Raw genomic sequence first — 21,031 nt, forward strand, 5'->3', positions numbered from 1 at the left:
AATGATTTCAGTTTGAAAGCTTTATTTCTCCAAAGTATAAGAGATACCAAGCACACGCAGCAGGGAAAAATCATGAGACTCCACAAAAAAATAAAAGACATCGCTTCAAGCTATCACCCTGATAAAGTCAAGATAGGCGTTCTAGGTTCACATTCCGCCTTAGAAATCGCTCATGGAGCAAAACAGGAAAGCCTTGAGGTGGTTGTGGTTTGCCAAAAAGGAAGAGAAAAAACATACACAAAACACTACAAAAACCTGTTCACCTATGCCTTAGTATTAGAGAAGTTTGTTGACATAATTAAAGATGAAAATCAGGAAAAACTGCGAGAACTGAACACGATTTTTGTTCCAAACAGGTCTTTTTCAGTATATGTGGGATATGATAACATAGAAAACGATTTTCTAATTCCAATCTTCGGAAATAGGCGCATTCTAAGAGCTGAGGAAAGAAATCTGCCAAAAAACCAATACTATTTGTTGAAAAAAGCAGGCATAAAAATGCCGAAAATCTTCAGCTCCCCCGAAGATATAAACCAACTGGTAATAGTCAAAGTTCCTGAAAAACAAAGAAAAATTGAGCGCGCCTTCTTCTACGCCTCTTCACCAGAAGAATACATTAAAAGAGCCGAAGAAAGAATAAGAAAAGGCGTAATCGACAGACATGCTTTGGAAGAAGCCATAATTGAGGAATATATTGTAGGAGCAAAGTTCAACGCGAACTTCTTCTGGTCCCCACTAGACGACGAAATAGACCTTTTAGGGTTTGATAGGCGAATCCAAACAAACTTGGACGGCGTTTTAGATTTGCCCGCCGACGAACAATTAGAGGCTAAGATAACCGTGCAAAATGTCGAAGTGGGACACATGGGCGCCACAATGCGAGAGTCACAATTGGAAAAAATTTTCGCAGCTGGAGAACAATTTGTCGAAGTATGCAAAAAAGAGTACCCGCCAGGCATGATAGGGCTTTTTGCACTGCAAGGTGCTATGAACAAAAACCTTGAATTCTATGTCTTCGATGTTAGCCATAGAATTCCAGGGTGCCCATGCGTAGAGCCAACTTCACCCTACATGAAATACAAGTATGGAAAGGAAGTTGGACCTGGAAGAAGGGTAGCTATAGAGATTAAGAAGGCAATAAAGCAAAAGAAGCTTGAGGTAATAGTGACTTGATCGAGATAGAAGAGATATTAAATAATTATGACAAAGACAAAATCTCCATTGGTACTATTGGCTCGCATTCAGCCCTTAACATTTTCAAAGGTGCCAAAGACGAAGGATTGCGCACTGTGTGTATCTGCAAAAAGAGTGATGAAATCGTTTATCGAAGGTTTCCAGTAACCGACGAAATTCTCTTGGTTGAGGATTTTAGAGAACTTCTAGACGACAGGATTCAGGAAAAACTGCGAAGGCTGAATACAATTCTCATTCCCCATGGCTCGTTCAACGCTTACCTAGATTTGGATGAAGTAATGGACGATTTATGTGTGCCAATGTTTGGAAACAGACAGTTGCTTCAATGGGAGGTTGACAGAAAAAAACAGGAAATATGGCTAAGAAGAGCCGATTTGCAGCTGCCTAAGACCTTCGACGAGCCAGACAACATAGAAGGATTGACAATTGTGAAGTTTCCAGGCGCAAAGGGTGGAAAGGGCTATTTCCTTGTAGATTCTCCGGAAGCCTTCTACCGAAAATCGGAAGATATGATTCGGAAAGGCTTTATAAAAAAAGAAGATGTAGGTAAGATTCACTTGCAAGAATATATTTTCGGCGTGACAGTTTATCCATCATATTTCCGTTCGCTGCTCCGCAAAAGGGTTGAATTGCTGTGTGTAGATAGACGCTACGAGTCTTCTATCGATAGTCTTGGACGCATTCCCGCAGAGGAACAGCTTAAGATGAATTGCTTGGCTCCCACTTATACGGTTATTGGCAACTTTCCAATAACACTAAGGGAATCATTGCTTTCCAAGTATATACGGATGGGCGACAATGTGGTGAAGGTTTCTGAGGAAATTGCTCCTCCAGGTATTATAGGACCGTTCTGCCTTGAAACGATAGTTAACGACGTTCCGGAAGTTTTTGTGTTTGAAATATCTGCTAGGATAGTTGCTGGAACAAATGTTGGCGTAGGCACATCGCCATATTCTTATTTGATGTATGGCGAACGAATTTATATGGGCAGAAGAATTGCCATGGAGGTAAAAAGCGCTGTGGCCGAAGGAAAAATAGGTGAAGTTGTAACCTGACTATCTCGCTAACATGCAACTTTCTTCTGTTTGGAGATCTTTTGTCCAGTTTATCTCCACTTCAATATTTTTCTGTTATAGAAAATCTCTGGAAGTATTAGAAAACCAGACATAGCAGTCACTATGACAAGGGCCCATTCAAGCGGATCATCCATCACTACTGTTCCAAACAGTCCAATAAACGGCACAAGAATTGTCAGGATTGCTGAGCCTATAACAGCAATTAGCAAGAATTTATTTGAAAGGAATCCTACTTTGAAAGCGTTGTGTTTCTCAGATCGACAATTCCATACGACGAATAACTCCTGCAGCGTCGCTCTTGTAAAAGCCATAGTTCTAGCCTGTGCCAACTTCAGCTCTGTCAAAGGTCCGGGAAGCAGATAGTACTGCCAGTAGAATAGACCTCCAGTTAAGAGGAATTGTAGTGTAAAAGTGGTAATTATCGAGGCCATTCTTCCATGTAACACTCCTTCTTTCGGATTTCGTGGAGGTCTTTGCATCACATCTTTCTCTGGAGGATCCATTGTTAATGCAAGGGCTGGCCCTCCATCAGTCACTAGGTTTAGCCATAGAATCATACCTGCGGTTAGAGGAAGTTCGAGGCCTAGTAATGCAAAAGCTCCGATAAGTGCCAACTCATCAAAGTTGCATCTTAGTAGAAAGAAGGAGAACTTCCTTATGTTGTCATAAATTGTGCGTCCGCCTTCTACGGCACTAACAATTGTGGCGAAGTTATCATCCGCAAGCACCATGTCCGCTGCCTCTTTCGTTACATCCGTGCCTGTAATGCCCATAGCAATCCCTATGTCTGCCTGCTTCAACGCTGGAGCATCATTAACGCCGTCTCCAGTCATGGCAACGATTTCCCCTTTCTTCCTTAAGGCTTTCACAATTCGAAGCTTATGTTCAGGGGAAACTCTTGCATAGACCCTTATGTCCTTAACAATCTTTTCAAACTCTTCATCACTCATAGTATCAAGTTCAGCGCCTGTTAAAGCCATGTCAGCAGGGTTACCCTTGATTATGCCTATTTCTTTGGCCACTGCTACAGCAGTAAGTTTGTGGTCGCCAGTTATCATAATGGTCTTGATGCCTGCTTGTTGACACAACTTATTAGCTTCTTTAGCTTCTTCCCTTGGAGGATCAATCATCCCCACTAAGCCTACAAACACCAAGTCGCTTTCTACATGCTTGTTTATCTCTTCTGTTTTGCTGAGTTCGCGGAAGTCTTCAGGTTTAATGTCGGTTAATTCTTTGAAAGCCACTCCCAGCACACGGAGCGCGTCAGTTGCCATTTGCCCGTTTGTTTTCAAAATCTTTTGTTTTTCTTTTTTGGTTAGTTTTTTTGGTTCTCCGTTTTTGAAGATTTTCGTGCAGCGATCTAGAATGACTTCGGGGGCACCTTTCATGAAAGCCAGCAATTTCTCTTCAGACATTTCGTGAACGGTTGTCATTCGTTTCCTTTCTGAAGTGAAGGGTATTTCGTGAACCCGAGGATATTTCTTCTCTAATTCTTTCTTTGTCATTCCTGCTTTTGTCGCTGCAACGATCAAAGCTCCTTCTGTTGTGTCGCCGATTACTTTCTCGCCATCATACGATGCGTTGGTACAAACTGCACCAGCGCCAAGAAGCAAATTTAGATTTGTGTCTTCCTTTGCGTCTGAAGGCTTGCTATCCAGCAGAAATTGTCCCTTTGCCTCGTAGCCCACGCCTGTGACTTCAATCATTTCGCTGTTTGTGAAAATTTTGCGGACAGTCATTTCACCTTTCGTTAGTGTACCGGTTTTATCGGAGCAAATCACAGTAGTAGCGCCTAGAGTTTCTGCAGAAGCAAGCCGTCTAATTATTGCATTTCGTTTCGCCAACTCACGAGCTCCTAAAGCTAGTGAGATTGTTACTACTGCTGGAAGACCTTCTGGAACCGCTGATACCGCCAACGCAACTGCTGTCATGAAGTTCTCTACTACTGTTCCAGGTCTCGCGGGGTCCAACAGTTCTAGGACAAATATGGCGATACATGCAAAAACGATAATTATTCCTAACTTCTTTGCAAAGCTTTCCAGCTTAAGCTTTAACGGTGTTTCCTCTACTTCAACTGATTGCACCATTTCAGCGATTTTTCCAAACTCGGTTTCCATGCCAGTAGAAGTTACTACAGCCTTTCCTCGACCATATGTTACATAAGTCGCCGTAAATATCATATTTCTTCTATCGGCTACAGGCGCATTTTCATCAACAGTTTCGGTTCTTTTCCCTACTTGTGTAGACTCGCCTGTTAAGACAGCTTCATCAGTTCTCAAGACTACAACTTCGATTAGTCTGCAATCTGCGGGAACACGGTCCCCCGATTCCAAAAGCACAATATCCCCGGGCACAACCTCCTTTGCTGATACCAACACTTCTTTTCCATTTCTCATTAGTCGCGCTTTCGGAGCGGTAAGCTTTCTCATGGCTTCCATTGCTTTTTCAGAGCGATATTCTTGGACGAAGCCGACTACTGAATTGAGAACGACTATAGTGGCTATTGTGGCAGCGTCGGTTGTCTCCCCAACAGCGAAGGAGATGGCTGTTGCGATCAACAGCATAACCACAAAAATGTCTTTGAATTGGTTTAGAAAGATTTGAAGAGCGGTGGTTCGTTTTCTCTCTTTTAGTTCATTAAGCCCATACTTCGCTAAGCGTTGTTTTACCTCTTCCTCTTTCAAGCCAAGAGAGTCTGCATGCAGCTCCTCAAGCACTGTCTCAATTGACTTGGAATGCCACGCTTCACTCATCGCCACACGCGCCTACAGTAAGTTGTAGCTTTAACATGGCTTCTCCTTAAAGGGTTTTTCTATCATCATTTTCCTTCAAACCTTTCTCAGTGAACAACGTTGCCCCTATGTTCGAAAATGATGGCAAATTTTGTAAGGAATGGCTATATATTTTCGAAGTAAACTCGTGGGCATTCACTTTGTGCAGATCGCTAGGGACAAGGAACGTTCACCTGATGCTCGTCATATAAAGAAGATAAGCGATGGAATCAAGCTCTTAGAAAGCAATCACAATAAAGAGACCACACTTGAAGAAGAATCCATACATTCCAACAGATAAGGAACTTGTTAGGATTCCTAAGTTGCTAAAGAAGATGAGGGAAGGCAGAAGAGAGGATTATAAATACCTCGCTTTTATAGCCACAACCGTGCTACAGTTCTGCGGGAGAACCAATGCTCTATCGGAATTAAGGTTTGACATGGTTGAGGAGAATGGAGATGACAAGCCCATTGTTTCTTACATTGGCAAGCACAATGTAGAGCAGGTGAAGGGAATAACCAATGGCTGGTACAGGGGCTTCTTGAAGGAATGGAGGGAGTATGTTAAGCATAGATACGAGGATACACCTTATTTCTTCCCAAACAACGGCGGCCATATCGACGACAGAACATTAAGGCGTAAATTCATTGAATTTATGCACTTGTGCAGGTTACCTCAACTGACAGTCCACAGTTGGAGGTATATCTACGCAACTAAGCTATACCTAAAAGGCGTTTCACCAGACGCCATTAAAGACATTCTTGGAGTAGACAAGCGAACCCTAAAATACTACATCAAAGCCACGCTGCAAAGAAAAAAGAGAGCCCTTTTCACTCACTTAGAGAAGGTAAGCGTATTGCCAAAAGGATAATTGAAATCCACTAGAAATGTTCTGTTAACTTTGTTATACGTGTATATGGAAACAAACAAAAGAAGAAATAAGCATTGAATCATAAGTGTTTATGCAACAAATGATTTCTGGGCGAGAATTATGTCATGTAAAGCCAATTATTTGGCGGAAAGGCTGTTAAAATGTCTGGAGAAATCAGAGGATAAGGCTGATCTGGATACATGGATTGATTCCTTAGAAGAATTATCTGAGATTGAAGATGCTTTTGAAGTTGGAATTAAGAAGAAGTGGAGGCGCGTGTATCGAATAAATCACTTGCAAAACATATTTGAAACAGTAGAGCATAGTAGGAGATTGGGAAGATATATTTATGAAATTCAGTAGCTCACTTAGAGATCCTGTTTATGGCGTGGTTCCAATAACTGCTGTTGAGCAAGAAATCCTGAAGTTGCCAATTATGAACCGATTGAAAAACATAAAGCAACTTGGTCTGGCGTATTTGGCGTTTCCTGGTGCCAACCATACGAGATTCGAGCATTCAGTTGGTGCAATGCACGTAGCTTCTTTGATGGCAACAGCAGTTGAGTTGGACGAGCATCATACAGAAACAATAAGGATTGCAGCTCTCCTTCACGATGTCGGACACCCACCTTTTTCACACAGTATAGAATTTGCTTGCAACATGTTCGGGATTTCTGAAATCCCAAATCATAAGAAAACAACTTTTCAAATAATAGCTACCGATAAGGAGCTTAATAAAATACTTAAAAAAGCCAAACCTTTGGTTCATACAAAAAATATCGCAAAACTAGCGGTGGGAACCTTTGAGGAATCTGTAACATTGAAACGCATAATAGATGGTCCAATAGATGCTGATAAAATAGACTATATATTGCGAGACAATCATCATTGTGGCTTTCCAGTGGCCCTAGACATAAACACCATTAGTGAAATTTTGAAAAAAGACGAGAATTATGGAATTGCTATAACACCGGAGGGACAATCATTTGCAGAGCAATTATTCATGGGCAGATACCATCTAATATCCAAGATACATCATAACCTGAAAAACAGACTTGGCAATTATCTACTTGCACTAACATTGGAAGAGGCATGACGTAACACAAAACAAAAAGAACAGATTGCAGATGAACTGACGAAATTATGGACTGACGGAGATTTATTAGCCTTTCTCAAGGAGGCTAAAGAGACGTTTCCTGTTTTGAAGAATCACTTGCTAGGTGTTGAAACCTTTCATGAGATCTGCAATTTTGGTTATGCCGACTTAACTCCCTTAGCCCGATATAGTGCAGCCATTTTCAGTAATTCTCTATCTTTCATCCCAGAGTTATCACACACTTTTAGTAAATGGGTTGAGAAAAAGAGAGTGTTTTTGGATGCTTATCTCGCTTCACCTCCTGAGATGACTTTAACGATTGGATCCAACTCTTCTCATTACCTAATTGATACTCCGCTCTCAAAAGGTGCACTTGATGCCTCGCTAAAGGAAATACACGTTGCTGTATATTCTTTTGAACACATCAACTCGAAAGACATAGACTATGACAAACTTGTTAAGGCATATTCAAAAGAGTTGGATAAAGGCATGGATAAAAAAGCAGAAGATTTGATCAAGATCTGGTGGAAGGGGGATAGGAAATCCTTTTGTTTGCATAAGCTCGTTGAGTTAGAGTTAAATCGTAAAACCATCAAATTGAGGAACAAGAAGGACTTCTCATCTGACTTGATTTTGATCACTGCAAATGCTCTTTATCAATCATTTGTTGATGTCCTTGGGGCTGTTGTATCAGTTTTTAGTCTGAGCGAGCTAGTAAGAATTCTGAATGATTTGAAGAAGGAAGGCTTTTTCAAGAGAAGTGACGGTTCAGCCATGTCTTTCTATGATATCCCGCAAACTCCTGCTGGTGGTTTCAGTTTTCCCGCCCAATTCCTTGTCGACATAGAAATGCTTGAAACCTTTGGTCTCATGTACAGGCTTATTAAAGTTCAGAAATTCGGCGAGAAGTATCAGCAAAAATATCAGATGAGGATTTCGGGTTGGGGAAGGGGGTACTATCAAAGAAATCTGTCAAATGTTCAGGATCTGCTAAACCTCTTTACAAGACTCAAAGAATACTTTGTTAAGATTCTGAGTGATCATAAGCAAGATTATGAAAATTACTTTGAAAAAGTGAGGAAAGAGCCCACTAGTCGGAAGATCGCTACCGAGGCAAAGGAATTAGGGAGGAAGTTGCCAATTAGAGTATTACTTTGATCGCTATGGCACATTTCCTTAATCTGTATACATAGAACAATAATCCATAGAGCTTAAATACAACCGCTCTAAAGTATTAGATATATTACCTTTCTCAATCAGTTATCTTCCTCGCGGAGATATTCTTTGTTCATAAAACTTGTGCACGCGCGTAGGTTGCGTTCCTATTATGTTTTGACCGATATCGCGCGCAATCGTGCATGCAAGTGATGGAACATTCCAATAAAAGTTGGCGTTATGTTTAGATAACACTAGTTCCCATGGAGAGTTGTCCCTATTCCTTCTACTAGGCTTCTATCAGTTCGCCCAAATGTCTAAATGTCTGCTTTTTTCCGCCCGTATCAATTAAAAAAGTCGAATCTCATCAATTATCTCAGAAAGAAACATTGGAAAAGTATGTCATAATGTAAATATAAGTGAATTGATTTAATCTGAGAAAGAGGCTATCAACAATGAGTTTTGAGACCTATGTAATGAAAATTTCACGTACGACAATAGACAAATTGGGTATCAAAATGTATGATAAAGCGTCAGCTGTTGTGGCTGAACTTATTGCTAATTCTTATGATGCAGATGCCGAACTAGTGACCGTGACAATTCCTCTCAACAGTTGGCTTGCAACAAAAAAGGGAAACGAAACTGTGGACCGTGGTTTAGAGATTGTTGTAGAAGATGATGGTCATGGGATGCCTCCTGAAGTTATAAACGACTTCTATTTGAAAGTAGGTTCCAATCCAAGACTAGACGAGAAAAGAGGCCGAAATTCTCTTGAAAAGAAAAGACCAAGAATGGGAAGAAAGGGAATAGGAAAATTGGCTCCCTTTGGTATCTGCAAAATAATTGAAGTGAGATCCGCTGGGGGAGAAAGAACTGTTCAAGGATATAAGACAGCTCACTTCATTATGGATTTCGATAAGATACTCAAAGACACAGATTCACCATATCATCCGGATAGAGGAGAATTTGATGGCAAATACTCAGAACGAAGAGGGACAACGATTATACTTAAAAATTTTAATAGACGCAGAACTCCTGATCAAAAAACATTTAACCGACAATTAGCTAGGAGATTCGGTTCGAGATTGCCAGATTTCGAGATTAAAGTCGTCGACACTGCCGCTAAGCATGGGGAAGAAAATGAATGGATTATTGGCGGTTTAGACTTAGAGATTAATGAAGAGACTCTAATCGAGTTGGAAAAGATCGGCACAGAGGCAGAAGGTTATAAAGACATTCCGAAGCTAACACTAGAAGATGGTACAGAATTAGCCCTTTCTGGATGGATTGCGTACTCCAAGAAAGCTTACAAAAACCCTGAGATGGCGGGCATCAGAATATACGCTAGAGGCAAAATTGCATCTACGACTAGAGACTTCGGAATCAAATCCGGGTTTACTGGGGAGTACAAGTTAAGGTCTTATCTGATAGGTGAAATTCTTGCTGATTGGATAGATGAAGACGAGGATGAGGATCTAATTCGAAGTGATAGACAAGATATATTGTGGGAGACAGAGAAAGGAACTGCTCTCAGAAAATGGGGGCAGAAAATTTTAAAGATACTAGCGAAAAAAGCGAGGACCCCAATGAGGAAAATCGCTCGTAGGGAATTTATGGAAAAATCGAATTTGGAAGAGGAAGCGAAGAAGAGATATAAAGACAGTAGAGTAGTAGCTTCAGCTATTGAAGTTGGCAAAACCATTGGTTCTATTGCATCGTTAGACGATTTGCAGGATCCAGACTATGTTGAAGACCTCAAGGAATTGGTTTTGACATTTGCTCCTCATAAAATGCTTGTAGATAAGCTCCGAGAGGCTGCGAGTGAAGATATTGATAAACCTATTACTGCACTAGTCAAACTGTTCAATGATGCAAAGGTAGCGGAAACAGCGTCGCTGGGACAAGTAGTTCAAGAGCGGATACGAATTATCAAGAAGTTGGAGTTATTACTTGGACCAGGCAAAAAAACTCACGAACGCGATTTGCAGAGATTGTTAGAGGATGCCCCTTGGTTAATTGATCCTCAATGGACTGTTTTGCAGGCAAACAGACAGTTTGAATCTATGAGAATAGCATTTGAAAGATGGTTCGAAAAGACCTACGGTGCGAAGATTATTACAAGCACTGTCGAGTCTGAAACAAGAAGGCCTGATTTTATTATGTTACATGTCGGTAGCAATATCGAAATAGTGGAAATAAAGAATGTGGACCATACATTGGCAGATGAAGAATTCAACAGAATCTTAACTTACTATGTTGCTGTAGAAGGTTTCATGAATGATAACCCCACATTAAAGAAGCAATTTCCTTTCCTACACATAAGTTTAATCTGCGACAAACTTGACCTACAAGAACAAAGTATAAAATTATCTTACAAGAAATTATATGAGGATAACCTTCTTGTAAAAAAGACTTGGGAAGAATTGTTAATCGACACTAGAAAAGTTCACGAAGCATTCCTTGAAATTGTGGAATCTTAGTTTATCTTGTGTAATTACATATCAAGCAAATAGGACATTTCTCACAATGTGGTGTCTTCTTGCAAACTATAGCGGCAAAATCAAGAAGAGCTTCATTGTATTGTTGTCCTAAACCTGGTGGTACAATTTCAGCAGCAAATCGCCATAAAGCTTCATCTTCACTAGGCCTTTTCTTGAAGTTCGAACCATGGAAAACTCTTGATAGGACACGTGCCACATTCACATCCACGATAGAAACGTCCTTGCCGAAGCCAAAACACAAGATGGCTCTTGCTGTGTAAGGCCCTACACCGGGAAGCTTAACCAATTCGTCTTCCTGGTCTGGAATTCTGCCATTATATCTATCACGCACTTCTTTCATAAGTGACGTGAGCCATTCGACCCTTTTCTTCAATCCCATAGGATGAAAAAACTTCCCAAGACCCTCGACATCGGCTTTCGCTATACTCTCAGGTGAAGGAAAATTCTCAACGAGTTTCGGAAAAAACTTTGCAACACGATTTGCCGGTGTTCTTTGTAGTAGAATTTCGACCAACAACACCTTGTACGGAGTTCTGTCTTCTCTCCATGGAAACGACCTTCTGTTTTTCTCGCCCCAATCGAGTATTAGTTGGACAAAACGGGTTTCTTTATTTTTGGGATTCTTGTCAGCAATGCGGCTCACTTGTTTATCTTCCTATTGAGGATGGATGGATCTTCCTACAGCAATTGCTAGTGTAGGAGGCATCGCATTACCAATTTGCCACGTTATTGATTCCTTAGTGCCAACAAAGCTATAACGGTCTTCGAAGCTTTGAAGACGGGCTGCTTCCCTTGGAGTTATGCCTCTGTCCTGGTCTGGATGAATAAAACGACCACAAGCAGGAACGACGCAACGAGAAGTAATCGTAGGAGACGGTTTTGACCAGATCATTCTTCCATATACGCTTTCCGCTCCTCCACCACTCATCTTCTTATGACACGGTAACCACAGATGTTTCGGGAGGTCCTTTCTACTTCCACCATTTTTGGGTATGTTTTTAATAATTGTGAGCGCGTTTTCTCCGTGGTCTGTGGCTTCGTGGAGGGGAATCGAGACATGTTTCTCACCACTATTGAGTGAAGGCAAGTCTGCTATTGTGTCCTCCACAGTTACCCAGTTCAATAAACGCTCGTCTTTTGCTCGACTCGGATCTGCGTGTGTCTCATGTGGGAGAAGTGGGATAAGGTAGTCGGTTATTGCCTCTTCTCTCGCGAAGATGAGAATCAATCTTTTTCTTTGCTGAGGGACGCCGAAGTTGGCCGCATTCAACATTTTCCCTATTGGGAAGTAGCGATGTTTCTTCAGCTTTCTAATGAACTTCCTAAGAAACTTCTTTCCCCTTTCATGTGTTATCCCAGGCACATTTTCAAATATGACCATCCGGGGAAAGATCTCGACGATTCGTTCTGCGAATACCATTAACAAGTCGTCTCTGTGGTCTGACGAGTCCCCCTTTCTAGTTCTTCGGAGCGAACTGAACCCTTGACAGGGCGGACATCCCACTACGACATCAACCTCGCCTCTCTTCAGTCCAGTCATTCTCAGGATTTGGTCGCCAGTTACGTTTCTGAGGTCGTCTTCTATTGGTTGAACACCTACATTCATCGCATACGTCTCACACGCTGAATGATCTATGTCCACAGCCGCTACTATCTTGAAGCCAGCTTCCTTGAATCCCAAGGACGCTCCGCCGCATCCTGAGTACAAATCGATTAAAGTTGGCTTTGGACACATTTTTCGTCGCCCCATCTGCGAAAACATTCAACTTGCATATATGACATAAATAAGAAAATAAATCCTTTGTACATCTTCTCACTCAGGGAAACCTAAAGCTTTAAGACATTTGATAGATTGATTGTTGTCTTGGCTTGTTTCGGGTCTAATGTTAGGCCTTCCCACAGTTTGTGAACCACGTTATTTCTCATCCTTCTAACTTCCATCATTATAGTATACGTTGGATAATCTATGAGCCCAGATGCGAATAAGAACATGATAATTTGCTCTAATCCAAGACGGTCAAATCTTTGTGGTTTTATCTTACCCTCGAAATGAGCCCGCAACTTCCATTGTCCTATAGTTTCAAGAAGCATAGCGTAAAGTTGCTCTTTAATTTTTCAATTAGATAGAAAACATACTAAAGAATAAAAATGGCTCAGATGTTTCTTTAAGCCAAAAACAGTCTGTGTAATTGTATAGCGACCCCTAGGACCAGTAAGATCGAAGCTATAAGAGCAAAACGCCTCTCAAACTTTAGGCGAACTGAAAGGTCGACGTCAGAACTTCTGACCCATACTAAACCTATTGCTAATAGTGCGATGCCAACCTGTGATATGATGTTTCCGAGATAAAACCACAAATCAATGTTCATACTTCATCGCTTAACTCCCATAAGACAACATCTTTTACAAGACAATCGATTGATTCAAGATCTAGTCTCCGCTCGAGATCTGAAAGCTGAACTAACGCCACGTTTTTAGCAAAAACATCTAGGGGTACGTGCAGAGCTAAACTGTTTAACCTCTCCTCATATGTTTTAACCTGCCTTTTTAAAAGAAAAAGACTTTTCCAATCATGAATTAACCTATAGTTTTCTGCGAACTTGGGGTATCTTTTAGAGAGTCTCTCCACTGCACTTATGAAAGCATTCTGTGCAGCATCAAAGCCAAAACCCTGCATGTAATGACGAGGATGATGAAAAAGGTCGTATGTAAAGTCTCTAGGTCTAAAGGCTCGCCATATAACATCAGCTACGACTTTTTCTATCACCCTTCTGGCCTTTTCAGGAATGCCTCTCCATGCAGAAGGCACGCTCCATACAATTTTCAGAAGCCCGGTATGATCTATAGATAAGTGAAGGGATTCTTCAGCACAATGTTTAGCTACTTCTTCAACATTGAACATGCCAGTAGAGGGAGAAAAATCGACAGTTTGTGCTCGTATCTCATATGCTTCGTCCTCAATTCCGCTTGCTAACCAAAGGTATCTGAAGTCGTAACTAATTGCACTTTCCGTCGTTCGTTTTTTAACTTTGTCAACCATATGCTTAGTCTTCATAAACCTAATTCTGTCACTAATCCTCGTAATATTTTCAGAAGAAAAAGGAAGAGGTGATACTAGAACGTGATGTGCCTTAACATACGGCATCATATGCTTCTCCTAGTCACAGCTTCTCGATCACTTTCCCTTGAGACTTGTCCCATTTGTTGGCATATCTCTGTAATAGCTTCATTACGGAGTTTGAAGGGTCTTTTGAAACGTTTGCTACGTCGAAGACTGCCTTTTTTTGTTTCGTGGTCCAGTGACCAGTGGCTATAAGTCCTAACTCTTTACCCTTGTCAGTAAGCTCGTAAAGATTATGTCCTGAAGCACCATATAGTTCTTCTATTTTTTCGGTAAGGTATCCTGCATCTCTTAACCAGTCCAAGTCCTCTCTTAGATCATCGTCGTCGGGTCCAGCATAACAATTACTACTAAAGCCATAGGAAAATATCTGAGGAAGTTTTCTAGGCTCCGTTCGACCTGCTTTGGAAAGAGCATATACGACAATCTTAAAGCGTTTCCATGAATATGCTTTTGCTCCACAGGCAAGAATGAATGCGCATAAATTGCCCAGATCATCGAACTTATATTCTTTGGACATTCTGTTCCCCTTTTTTCGTCTAGCTTTCAATAGGTTATTCTTTTCCTTAAATAAGTTTTTATGTTTCTTAATTAAAATATTTAACTGATTCTGCATATGTATCGGTGAAATAGGAAGGCATAGGAGGTCGAGTGATGAAAAAAGGCTTTAAATCACTTGAGGAGCAGCAACTTAAGCAAAGGCTTGCGAAGGTATGTAGGCTTCTCTTTAGAATGGGATTAGTTGCGCATGCTGAGGGAAATGTGAGTTGCAGGATAGGACAAAGCCAATTTTTTATAAAGAAAAGTGGCTGTACTTTTAGGGCAATGAAGCCAGAAAATTTCGTTTTGATTGATGAGAAAGGTATTTCACTAACTAGCGGTGAGCCTTCAACGGAAAAACTTCTTCATCTAGAAATCTACAAACATATGCCGGAAGCAAATTTTGTTATACATACGCACCCTCCAAACGTGATTAGAGTGTCCTCCACTCAGATAGATACCCTAAGACTCCCTAGGGAAAGCCATGCCTTTCCGATCACTGGCGATATTCCTATCATAGGTCCCTTTAAGGCGGGTACTCATAAATTAGCGCTCGAAGCCGCCAAAGCCTTGAAGAAAAAGAATGCAAGAGCTGTAGTTTTAAGGGGACATGGCCTCTCAGTGGTCTGCCCAACTTTAGAGGAGGCATTTGACCTTACAGTTTTTATAGAGAAGGTAGCACTCCTAAAGTGATGCTAAACTCGATCGATCAATAGAAAGCGAGGATGCGGAGCATTTTAGCCAGCTTTAGGCTGGCATTGTCAACTCAGTTGTCGAACGAGAAGAAGGAAATAGCCCATAAGTGTCGCCACGATAATTATGCTCACAGGTTATACGACTTTGAACCGTGCGCTGACCTTTACCCTTCTTTCAACCATGACTCCAATGCTTTGATTGCTAAACGTTGGTCAAGGTTTAGATGAGACCGCGGATGTCTGCACTGACAGAAAATGCAACATGGAGAAAACCGTTAGCCTCAGTTTGCAACACACATCTCACTTACGCACCAGTATCCCCTTATCAAATTGCCAATCAAGAAACTTTGATGCATGCATACATGCCATATACTTGCACGCCCACTTGCAAAGAAAACAACGATGCTTACAAAATTAGTAGCAATTTTAGACTTACAAAAAAACAGAGAATTTAGTCGAAAATTAAAGCCTTCTTCTTTTGATATGGGCTAATTATTTTGGCTTTGAAGAGAATTCAGTGTGTGTTCTTAAAAGAAACCCTCTAAAATATTCGGATACTATGGCAAATTTTTTATGTATTATCATAGCAACCATAATACATTGTTATGGAGGAAGAAATAATGCCAAAATGTCCAAAATGTGGCGGTGAAGGCAAGATGAGAAAGAGTTGGAAGATGGCTGGTCGACCTGACAAGCAAGGCAAGAGAACGCAACTTGAAATCGGCCTTTACGACTGCCCGAAATGCGACAAAGCTTTTCGCGTTGTCTTAAGTAAGAAGAAAATCTAAAGCGGCAGTTCACGGTGAAAGCAACTTCAAAGCAAAACTGCTCCATCCGGACTCTAAGCTCCTTCATTTCCCTTTTTTATGTTCTCCATGGATGTCAAGTTTTAAATACAAGACGGTGAACAAACACAGCAAAACCGCTGTTCATTGTGAGAAGTCGATAGAATGCCAAAGCTTAAACACGTCCTAAAAAATGAATACGTAAAATCCCTGATTCTTCTGGCAATAATTCTAGGCAGCATTATTGCTTTCTGGTTTGGCTTAAGAATTTACTTAAGAACTGACTATCCTCTTCTTGCAGTTGCATCAGGAAGCATGATGCCTACATTGGATGTTGGTGACTTGATAATTGTTCAAGGTGGATTGAATGTAAGCGACATTGTTGCAGCATACGATACAGGTGACATAATTGTTTTTAACAAACCAAACAACCCAGATGACCTTATTGTTCACAGAGCCGTGAATATATCTGATAACGCAGGAACCCCGTATATCGTGACTAAGGGTGATAACAATCCAAGTTCAGATCCTTGGAGAGTCTATGACAGTAACCTTGTAGGCAAAGTTGTGTGGAGCATCCCCTACCTTGGGCATATCCCTTTGTTTGTCCGCACATCTGAAGGAATGTTAATCATTATCATTTTCATAGTAATCCTAATTCTTCTTGAATTCATAATCCCCCTCGCTAAGGAAAAGAAAGCGCCAAAACAATCCGAAGAGGAACCCGACGTTTTGGACATAGACTCTTTATAAGGCTTTATATATAGACATGTGCAACTCTATAGCATTTAAAGGTGCTATGAATGCCAAAAGTAAATGCCACCATTCGCATCGAAAACGTGGTTGCTTCTGCAACATTAAATCAACGTGTCGATTTAAACGCTGTTGTAAAAGGATATCCTGGTGTGGAGTATAGACCTGAACAATTTCCAGGCTTGGTTTTTCGTCTTAAAAGACCGAAGACAGCCACTCTGATTTTTAACTCTGGAAAGATGGTCTGCACTGGTGCCAAGTCTGAGAAGGAATCTCGAAGAGCTGTTATGCGAGTGGTCAAGGAATTAAAGGGAAGCGACATAATTATCATAGGCAAACCTGAGCTGAAAATCCAAAACATTGTAGCCTCAGCAAATCTTGGAGGGCTTATTGATCTGGAGAAAGCAGCCTATATATTGGGAAAAACCATGTACGAGCCAGAGCAATTCCCAGGGTTGATTTACCGTATGGCAGTGCCTAAGGTTGTCATACTGCTCTTTGCAAGTGGGAAACTTGTTTGCACAGGAGCTAAAAAAGAGCAATATGTATATGAAGCTGTTACCAAACTGCACCAAGAGCTTGAAGAAAAGGAACTGATATTTTATGAGTAATTAATTGTAGAACACTCAAATATTTTTTCCACCCTTCTCTATTATGACCATTATGGCTATGTTCAAGAAGAAATGAATACCTAGTTTTGAACCCCCTTGTTGAGAAGCATCCGACAAGCGCGCATCTAGTGTTATTTTTCTTTTCTCTGCTTCAAAATTGTTTCAAATTCCATGTCTGTTATAGCTCCTACTTCGTATAGCGTTTTTGCCGCTTCCCTTGCTTTTAGCAAATAGTGCAATGTAATATTGTCTTTTGCTAGTTTTTCTTTTCCCCCTTCTTCTCTATCGATTAAAACCACGGCATCGTTGATTACTCCGCCCTCCGCCCTTATTGCAGCCGCAGCTTTAAGTAGCGATTTGCCCGAAGTAATCAAATCATCGAGTATCAGAACTTTGTCACCTGGCATCAATATGCCTTCAACTCTGCGTTCTCTCCCGTGCCTTCGTTGGGTTGGACGAGTGTAGAGGAAAGACTTGTCAAGGTTATAAGCGACAACAGAGGCGAAAGGCATGCCAGCTGTGGGAATTCCAGCTATTCGCTTGAATTTCTTGATTCCGACATTGTTTTTTACGAGTTTAACGTAGAAGTCACAAATTTCGCGGAAGGCATCAGGAAAACTTGGCACAATGCGAAGGTCGATGTAGTAGGGGCTTATTTTTCCACTTGTGAGCTTGAAGGCGCCGAATTTCAATGCGCCAATTTTGAAGAGTACTCGGCAAAGCTGTTCTTTCATCGGTTCTATTTTTACGGTCATTTTCTTCGTTCCTTTCCAACGATGTAAACGTTACCTTTCTCAGCTACCAGACACTTTACTTTTGACATTTCTTTCGACAATATTTCGCAGAACCTGTTCAAGTCAGCTTTTGAAGCTGTGTGGTATGGTACCGCAACTTTTGGCTTTACAAGTTTCACTATTTCTGTTGCTGTCTCGGGCGACGTGCCAGGTGCTATGCCGACTGTACAAAAGACAATGTCTGGTTTCTGTTCGTTGCCTATGTCTTTTAGTTCTGGAAAGGGCAAGCTGTCCGCTGTGTGGAAGATGTTGACGCTATCTTCACTGGTTATTATGAATGTGATTGGCGTGGTTGCAGGCGGGTGATTGCACATTTCAGCTCTTACAGTTACATTGTCTATTTTTGTTTCTGTTCCAGGTCTCATTTCCTGCAGCTTTTCAGCTGGGATTGAAACACCGAGCTTTTTTATGGATGTGGGGTCAGCGAATATTTGGCATTGGGTTCTTTCTTGCATCTTCCTTATTAGGGGGCTATCCAGATGGTCGTAGTGTTCATGGGTGATGAGAATGGCGTCTATGGCTGTGAAGTCCTTGGCGTTTACGTCCACAGGGTCTATTACAAATATTTTAGTTGGTGTTCTTATGGTGACACCTGCATAGTTGTTAAACCATTTGAAGGCTATTTCATTTTTTTCTGGAACCGTTTTTTCTATTGACATGGAAATACTCCTCCATAATTGGTATGTGTTTTTGGTTAAAAGAACTTATGCTGACAATTTCTGTCTCACATAGTCTTCGATAGGCTTAAAAGCTGTAGTCCTCAACTGTTCCTTCACTTGGAGTACCGTTTCCATGGTAGATGTATGGCTTCCTTACGACAAGACAGAGGTTTGTGCACGCATTCCCACCCGCAACTTCCTCGGAGCCATAGAACCAAAAGAAAAACCTGGAGTACCAGATGCAAAAGCTGAGATTTTACGAGCTTTAAATGAGCCGATTGGTTCTAGACCCTTAAATGAAATAATAGAGCAAGGTAGCAGAGTTGCAATAGTTGTAGACGATGTTACTCGACCTGCCCCAAGTCACTTGATAATTCCTCCCCTTCTGGAAAAGCTAAACCTACTCGGCGTCAAAGACGAAGATATTACCATAATCTTCGGATGCGGCACCCACAGAGCCGTTAAACTCGACGAGGCAAGAGAACTTCTAAGCGAAGATGTAGTAAACCGTGTCAAAACCATAAGCCATGACTGCCACGCTAAAGATCACGTTTACATGGGAACAGCCAAGAAATTTGGAACGAAAGTTTTTGTTAACAAAACTTTCGCGGAAGCGGATGTACGAATTCTAACGGGCGACGTTGAAATGCACTATTACGCGGGTTTTGGCGGCGGCAGAAAAAGCGTTTTGCCTGGCGTCAGCAGCGCCAAAACAATTCAACACAACCATGCCATGCTTTTGCATCCCCAAGCCAGAACTAGCATTCTGAATGGGAATCCAGTCCACGAAGACATGGTTGAAGCCGCAAGGCTGGCAAAGGTTGATTTTATTTTGAATGTAGTGACAAACAACAAAGGCGAAATTGTGAAAGCGTTTGCCGGTGATTTGGAGCAAGCCTTCTACGAAGGCGTGAAACTGGTTGAGGAAATCTGCAAGGTGCCAATTGACCGTCGTGCAGATATAGCCATAGTTAGTCCTGGTGGGCACCCCGCAGACATCAACTTCTTCCAAGCATACAAAGCAGTTGACAATGTCTTGGACAGTGTCAAGCGTGGCGGCGTCATTGTCCTAGTCGCTGAGTGCCCTGAAGGCTATGGAAACGAAGTGTTTTATGAGTGGATGGTGAAGTTTGAAGATCTGAAGTCCATGGAGAAGGAAATTAAGAAACGCTTCGTTATCGGTGGGCACAAGGCTTACTATTTATTAAAAGCTTTGCAGAAAGCGCAGATTATTCTTGTTTCAACGATGCCTGATTATTATGCAGTCAACGTTTTTAGACTTAAAACGGCGAGGGCCTTGAATGATGCTCTACGTGATGCTTTTGACATTGCAGGTAAAAATGCTAAAGTTTGGGCAATTCCTTATGGCCACGTGACTTTTCCGTTAGTGAAGAGTTAGTTGCGTAGGCTATGTTTGCTGCAACATGTGAAACAAATCCAAATACTATGCGCACAACAAGATGAAATCCCATGAATGCCACTACTGTGCAAACAATAGTTCCTATTTTTCTTCTAATAGGAGCTGGTTTCCTTTCTAGAAGGATGGGGATTTTGAAATCGGGCGATGAACGGGTGCTCAGCGCCTACGTATACTATTTTGCATTGCCTGCCTTATTTTTCATCAATATGGTTGAAATAGAATTTACTTCAGAGATTCTCATGTTCATGTCTGCGGGAATTGTCCCTATCTTTATTGTATTAGCAATTTACACAGTTCTTTACTTCGCATTCAGGTTTCCAAAAAATAGTCTTTACCTTCTTATTTTAAGTACTATTTTTGGCAGCCTAGCCTTCTTTGGCATACCATTCGTAACATTTGCTTTTCCGACGGAGGGAGAACGTCTGGCAACTTTGTCAGCAGCTTCCATTTCTATAGTGAGCGTCATCACGTCTCTCTCTATCCTTGAGATGTATAGACTTGAGAAATCCACAAAATGGGAAGCAATAAAACATGTTGCTAGAAGGCTTTCAAAAAACCCATTAATCATATCAATAGTGTCGGGCATTCTGCTATCGCTTACTAGAATAGAAATCCCAGCCCCCATTTCAACATCCTTACACATGCTAGGAGGCACCACGTCCACTGTGGCCATCTTTATGCTTGGAGTTTTTCTTTACGGAAGGAAGTATACAAACATATCAAAAGCCTTCAAGCTGAGCCTGCTGAGAATAGTATTCCTACCAGGAATAGCTCTTTTAACCACTGGACTGCTTGGCCTGACTGGTGTGGAAAGCTCAGTATTGGTAATTATGCATGGTATGCCCATTGCCATTTCTATGATCATTCTCAGCGAGCGTTATGATTTTTATAAAGAAACAATCGCTTCCTTAATCCTGGTCTCCTCGCTTGGAGCAGCACTATATCTAAATTTGTGGCTTTTGTTGTTGGGCCATTAGTAGAAATATTG

At 41.3% G+C, this 21,031-nt stretch carries 21 protein-coding genes; 13 read left to right on the top strand and 8 right to left on the bottom strand.

The window, feature by feature from the left end; all coding sequences use genetic code 11:
• Positions 1-72: 72 nt before the first annotated feature.
• Together KAU88_02825 and KAU88_02830 are read left to right on the top strand one after the other, a co-directional pair.
• On the top strand, positions 73-1,173 hold the full coding sequence (locus tag KAU88_02825) for a formate--phosphoribosylaminoimidazolecarboxamide ligase family protein (GenBank protein ID MCK4477446.1): 1,101 nt from the start codon (positions 73-75) through the stop codon (positions 1,171-1,173).
• Positions 1,170-2,249 carry a formate--phosphoribosylaminoimidazolecarboxamide ligase gene (locus KAU88_02830; GenBank protein ID MCK4477447.1) on the top strand — a complete coding sequence of 360 codons (1,080 nt, stop codon included), beginning with the start codon at positions 1,170-1,172 and terminating at the stop codon, positions 2,247-2,249. Before KAU88_02825 ends, KAU88_02830 begins: the two co-directional genes overlap by 4 nt.
• Before the next feature lie 50 nt (positions 2,250-2,299).
• On the opposite strand, the gene KAU88_02835 is transcribed toward KAU88_02830, so the two are convergent.
• A complete protein-coding gene (locus KAU88_02835; GenBank protein ID MCK4477448.1) occupies positions 2,300-5,023 on the bottom strand; it encodes a cation-translocating P-type ATPase in 2,724 nt (907 codons plus the stop codon).
• A 287-nt stretch (positions 5,024-5,310) separates the two neighbouring features.
• Here KAU88_02835 and KAU88_02840 point away from each other — a divergent pair, with 287 nt between their 5' ends.
• The 5 genes from KAU88_02840 (at position 5,311) to KAU88_02860 (ending at position 10,644) form a co-directional block, all read left to right on the top strand.
• Positions 5,311-5,913 carry a site-specific integrase gene (locus tag KAU88_02840; protein ID MCK4477449.1) on the top strand — a complete coding sequence of 201 codons (603 nt, stop codon included), beginning with the start codon at positions 5,311-5,313 and terminating at the stop codon, positions 5,911-5,913.
• A gap of 120 nt (positions 5,914-6,033) precedes the next feature.
• The gene (locus KAU88_02845; protein ID MCK4477450.1) at positions 6,034-6,276 is read left to right on the top strand and encodes a hypothetical protein; all 243 of its coding nucleotides are present in this window, start codon (positions 6,034-6,036) and stop codon (positions 6,274-6,276) included.
• Positions 6,263-7,009: an HD domain-containing protein gene (locus KAU88_02850; protein ID MCK4477451.1), complete on the top strand. Its 747-nt coding sequence runs from the start codon at positions 6,263-6,265 to the stop codon at positions 7,007-7,009. The genes KAU88_02845 and KAU88_02850 overlap by 14 nt, the downstream gene beginning before the upstream one ends.
• 105 nt (positions 7,010-7,114) lie before the next feature.
• Positions 7,115-8,167, top strand: coding sequence for a hypothetical protein (locus KAU88_02855; GenBank protein MCK4477452.1), 1,053 nt, complete (start codon positions 7,115-7,117; stop codon positions 8,165-8,167).
• Between the two features lie 473 nt (positions 8,168-8,640).
• Positions 8,641-10,644, top strand: coding sequence for an ATP-binding protein (locus KAU88_02860; protein MCK4477453.1), 2,004 nt, complete (start codon positions 8,641-8,643; stop codon positions 10,642-10,644).
• A gap of 1 nt (position 10,645) precedes the next feature.
• Here KAU88_02860 and KAU88_02865 read toward each other — a convergent pair whose 3' ends face one another.
• The 5 genes from KAU88_02865 to KAU88_02885 all read right to left on the bottom strand — a co-directional run bounded on the left by KAU88_02865 (position 10,646) and on the right by KAU88_02885 (position 14,306).
• Complete coding sequence (locus KAU88_02865; protein ID MCK4477454.1) at positions 10,646-11,308, bottom strand: hypothetical protein; 663 nt, start codon at positions 11,306-11,308, stop codon at positions 10,646-10,648.
• Between the two features lie 12 nt (positions 11,309-11,320).
• Positions 11,321-12,400 (bottom strand): DNA cytosine methyltransferase, encoded by a 1,080-nt coding sequence (locus KAU88_02870; GenBank protein ID MCK4477455.1) that lies wholly within the window; start codon positions 12,398-12,400, stop codon positions 11,321-11,323.
• A gap of 92 nt (positions 12,401-12,492) precedes the next feature.
• Positions 12,493-12,756, bottom strand: coding sequence for a hypothetical protein (locus tag KAU88_02875; protein MCK4477456.1), 264 nt, complete (start codon positions 12,754-12,756; stop codon positions 12,493-12,495).
• A 274-nt stretch (positions 12,757-13,030) separates the two neighbouring features.
• On the bottom strand, positions 13,031-13,813 hold the full coding sequence (locus KAU88_02880; protein MCK4477457.1) for a hypothetical protein: 783 nt from the start codon (positions 13,811-13,813) through the stop codon (positions 13,031-13,033).
• A 13-nt stretch (positions 13,814-13,826) separates the two neighbouring features.
• Positions 13,827-14,306, bottom strand: a complete 480-nt coding sequence (locus KAU88_02885) for a hypothetical protein (protein MCK4477458.1) — start codon at positions 14,304-14,306, stop codon at positions 13,827-13,829.
• Between the two features lie 134 nt (positions 14,307-14,440).
• Between KAU88_02885 and KAU88_02890 the strand changes: the two genes are divergently transcribed.
• The 4 genes from KAU88_02890 (at position 14,441) to KAU88_02905 (ending at position 17,170) form a co-directional block, all read left to right on the top strand.
• Complete coding sequence (locus KAU88_02890) at positions 14,441-15,019, top strand: class II aldolase/adducin family protein (protein ID MCK4477459.1); 579 nt, start codon at positions 14,441-14,443, stop codon at positions 15,017-15,019.
• Between the two features lie 622 nt (positions 15,020-15,641).
• A complete protein-coding gene (locus tag KAU88_02895) occupies positions 15,642-15,809 on the top strand; it encodes a hypothetical protein (GenBank protein ID MCK4477460.1) in 168 nt (55 codons plus the stop codon).
• A 162-nt stretch (positions 15,810-15,971) separates the two neighbouring features.
• Entirely contained in the window at positions 15,972-16,559 is a 588-nt protein-coding gene (locus KAU88_02900) for a signal peptidase I (protein ID MCK4477461.1), read from the top strand.
• Between the two features lie 50 nt (positions 16,560-16,609).
• Positions 16,610-17,170: a TATA-box-binding protein gene (locus KAU88_02905; protein ID MCK4477462.1), complete on the top strand. Its 561-nt coding sequence runs from the start codon at positions 16,610-16,612 to the stop codon at positions 17,168-17,170.
• A 131-nt stretch (positions 17,171-17,301) separates the two neighbouring features.
• Here the strand turns inward: KAU88_02905 and KAU88_02910 are convergent, their stop codons facing one another.
• Together KAU88_02910 and KAU88_02915 are read right to left on the bottom strand one after the other, a co-directional pair.
• Complete coding sequence (locus KAU88_02910) at positions 17,302-17,925, bottom strand: orotate phosphoribosyltransferase (protein ID MCK4477463.1); 624 nt, start codon at positions 17,923-17,925, stop codon at positions 17,302-17,304.
• Positions 17,922-18,623, bottom strand: a complete 702-nt coding sequence (locus tag KAU88_02915) for an MBL fold metallo-hydrolase (protein ID MCK4477464.1) — start codon at positions 18,621-18,623, stop codon at positions 17,922-17,924. Before KAU88_02915 ends, KAU88_02910 begins: the two co-directional genes overlap by 4 nt.
• 133 nt (positions 18,624-18,756) lie before the next feature.
• On the opposite strand from KAU88_02915, the gene larA reads away from it, so the two are divergent.
• Both larA and KAU88_02925 read left to right on the top strand, forming a co-directional pair.
• Entirely contained in the window at positions 18,757-20,022 is a 1,266-nt protein-coding gene (gene larA, locus KAU88_02920; protein MCK4477465.1) for a nickel-dependent lactate racemase, read from the top strand.
• Positions 20,023-20,093: 71 nt separating this feature from the next.
• Positions 20,094-21,020, top strand: a complete 927-nt coding sequence (locus KAU88_02925) for an AEC family transporter (GenBank protein MCK4477466.1) — start codon at positions 20,094-20,096, stop codon at positions 21,018-21,020.
• Positions 21,021-21,031 lie beyond the last annotated feature (11 nt).

It is taken from the genome of Candidatus Bathyarchaeota archaeon, from assembly GCA_023131225.1.
GTDB lineage: Archaea > Thermoproteota > Bathyarchaeia > Bathyarchaeales > SOJC01 > JAGLZW01.

Coding starts and splice junctions, on each gene's coding strand:
- KAU88_02825 (MCK4477446.1), top strand. CDS start 73: ATGAGACTCCACAAAAAAATAAAAGACATCGCTTCAAGCTATCACCCT.
- KAU88_02835 (MCK4477448.1), bottom strand. CDS start 5,023: ATGAGTGAAGCGTGGCATTCCAAGTCAATTGAGACAGTGCTTGAGGAG.
- KAU88_02845 (MCK4477450.1), top strand. CDS start 6,034: ATGTCATGTAAAGCCAATTATTTGGCGGAAAGGCTGTTAAAATGTCTG.
- KAU88_02850 (MCK4477451.1), top strand. CDS start 6,263: ATGAAATTCAGTAGCTCACTTAGAGATCCTGTTTATGGCGTGGTTCCA.
- KAU88_02860 (MCK4477453.1), top strand. CDS start 8,641: ATGAAAATTTCACGTACGACAATAGACAAATTGGGTATCAAAATGTAT.
- KAU88_02870 (MCK4477455.1), bottom strand. CDS start 12,400: ATGTGTCCAAAGCCAACTTTAATCGATTTGTACTCAGGATGCGGCGGA.
- KAU88_02875 (MCK4477456.1), bottom strand. CDS start 12,756: ATGCTTCTTGAAACTATAGGACAATGGAAGTTGCGGGCTCATTTCGAG.
- KAU88_02880 (MCK4477457.1), bottom strand. CDS start 13,813: ATGATGCCGTATGTTAAGGCACATCACGTTCTAGTATCACCTCTTCCT.
- KAU88_02885 (MCK4477458.1), bottom strand. CDS start 14,306: ATGTCCAAAGAATATAAGTTCGATGATCTGGGCAATTTATGCGCATTC.
- KAU88_02890 (MCK4477459.1), top strand. CDS start 14,441: ATGAAAAAAGGCTTTAAATCACTTGAGGAGCAGCAACTTAAGCAAAGG.
- KAU88_02895 (MCK4477460.1), top strand. CDS start 15,642: ATGCCAAAATGTCCAAAATGTGGCGGTGAAGGCAAGATGAGAAAGAGT.
- KAU88_02900 (MCK4477461.1), top strand. CDS start 15,972: ATGCCAAAGCTTAAACACGTCCTAAAAAATGAATACGTAAAATCCCTG.
- KAU88_02905 (MCK4477462.1), top strand. CDS start 16,610: ATGCCAAAAGTAAATGCCACCATTCGCATCGAAAACGTGGTTGCTTCT.
- KAU88_02910 (MCK4477463.1), bottom strand. CDS start 17,925: ATGACCGTAAAAATAGAACCGATGAAAGAACAGCTTTGCCGAGTACTC.
- KAU88_02915 (MCK4477464.1), bottom strand. CDS start 18,623: ATGTCAATAGAAAAAACGGTTCCAGAAAAAAATGAAATAGCCTTCAAA.
- larA (MCK4477465.1), top strand. CDS start 18,757: ATGGTAGATGTATGGCTTCCTTACGACAAGACAGAGGTTTGTGCACGC.
- KAU88_02925 (MCK4477466.1), top strand. CDS start 20,094: ATGAATGCCACTACTGTGCAAACAATAGTTCCTATTTTTCTTCTAATA.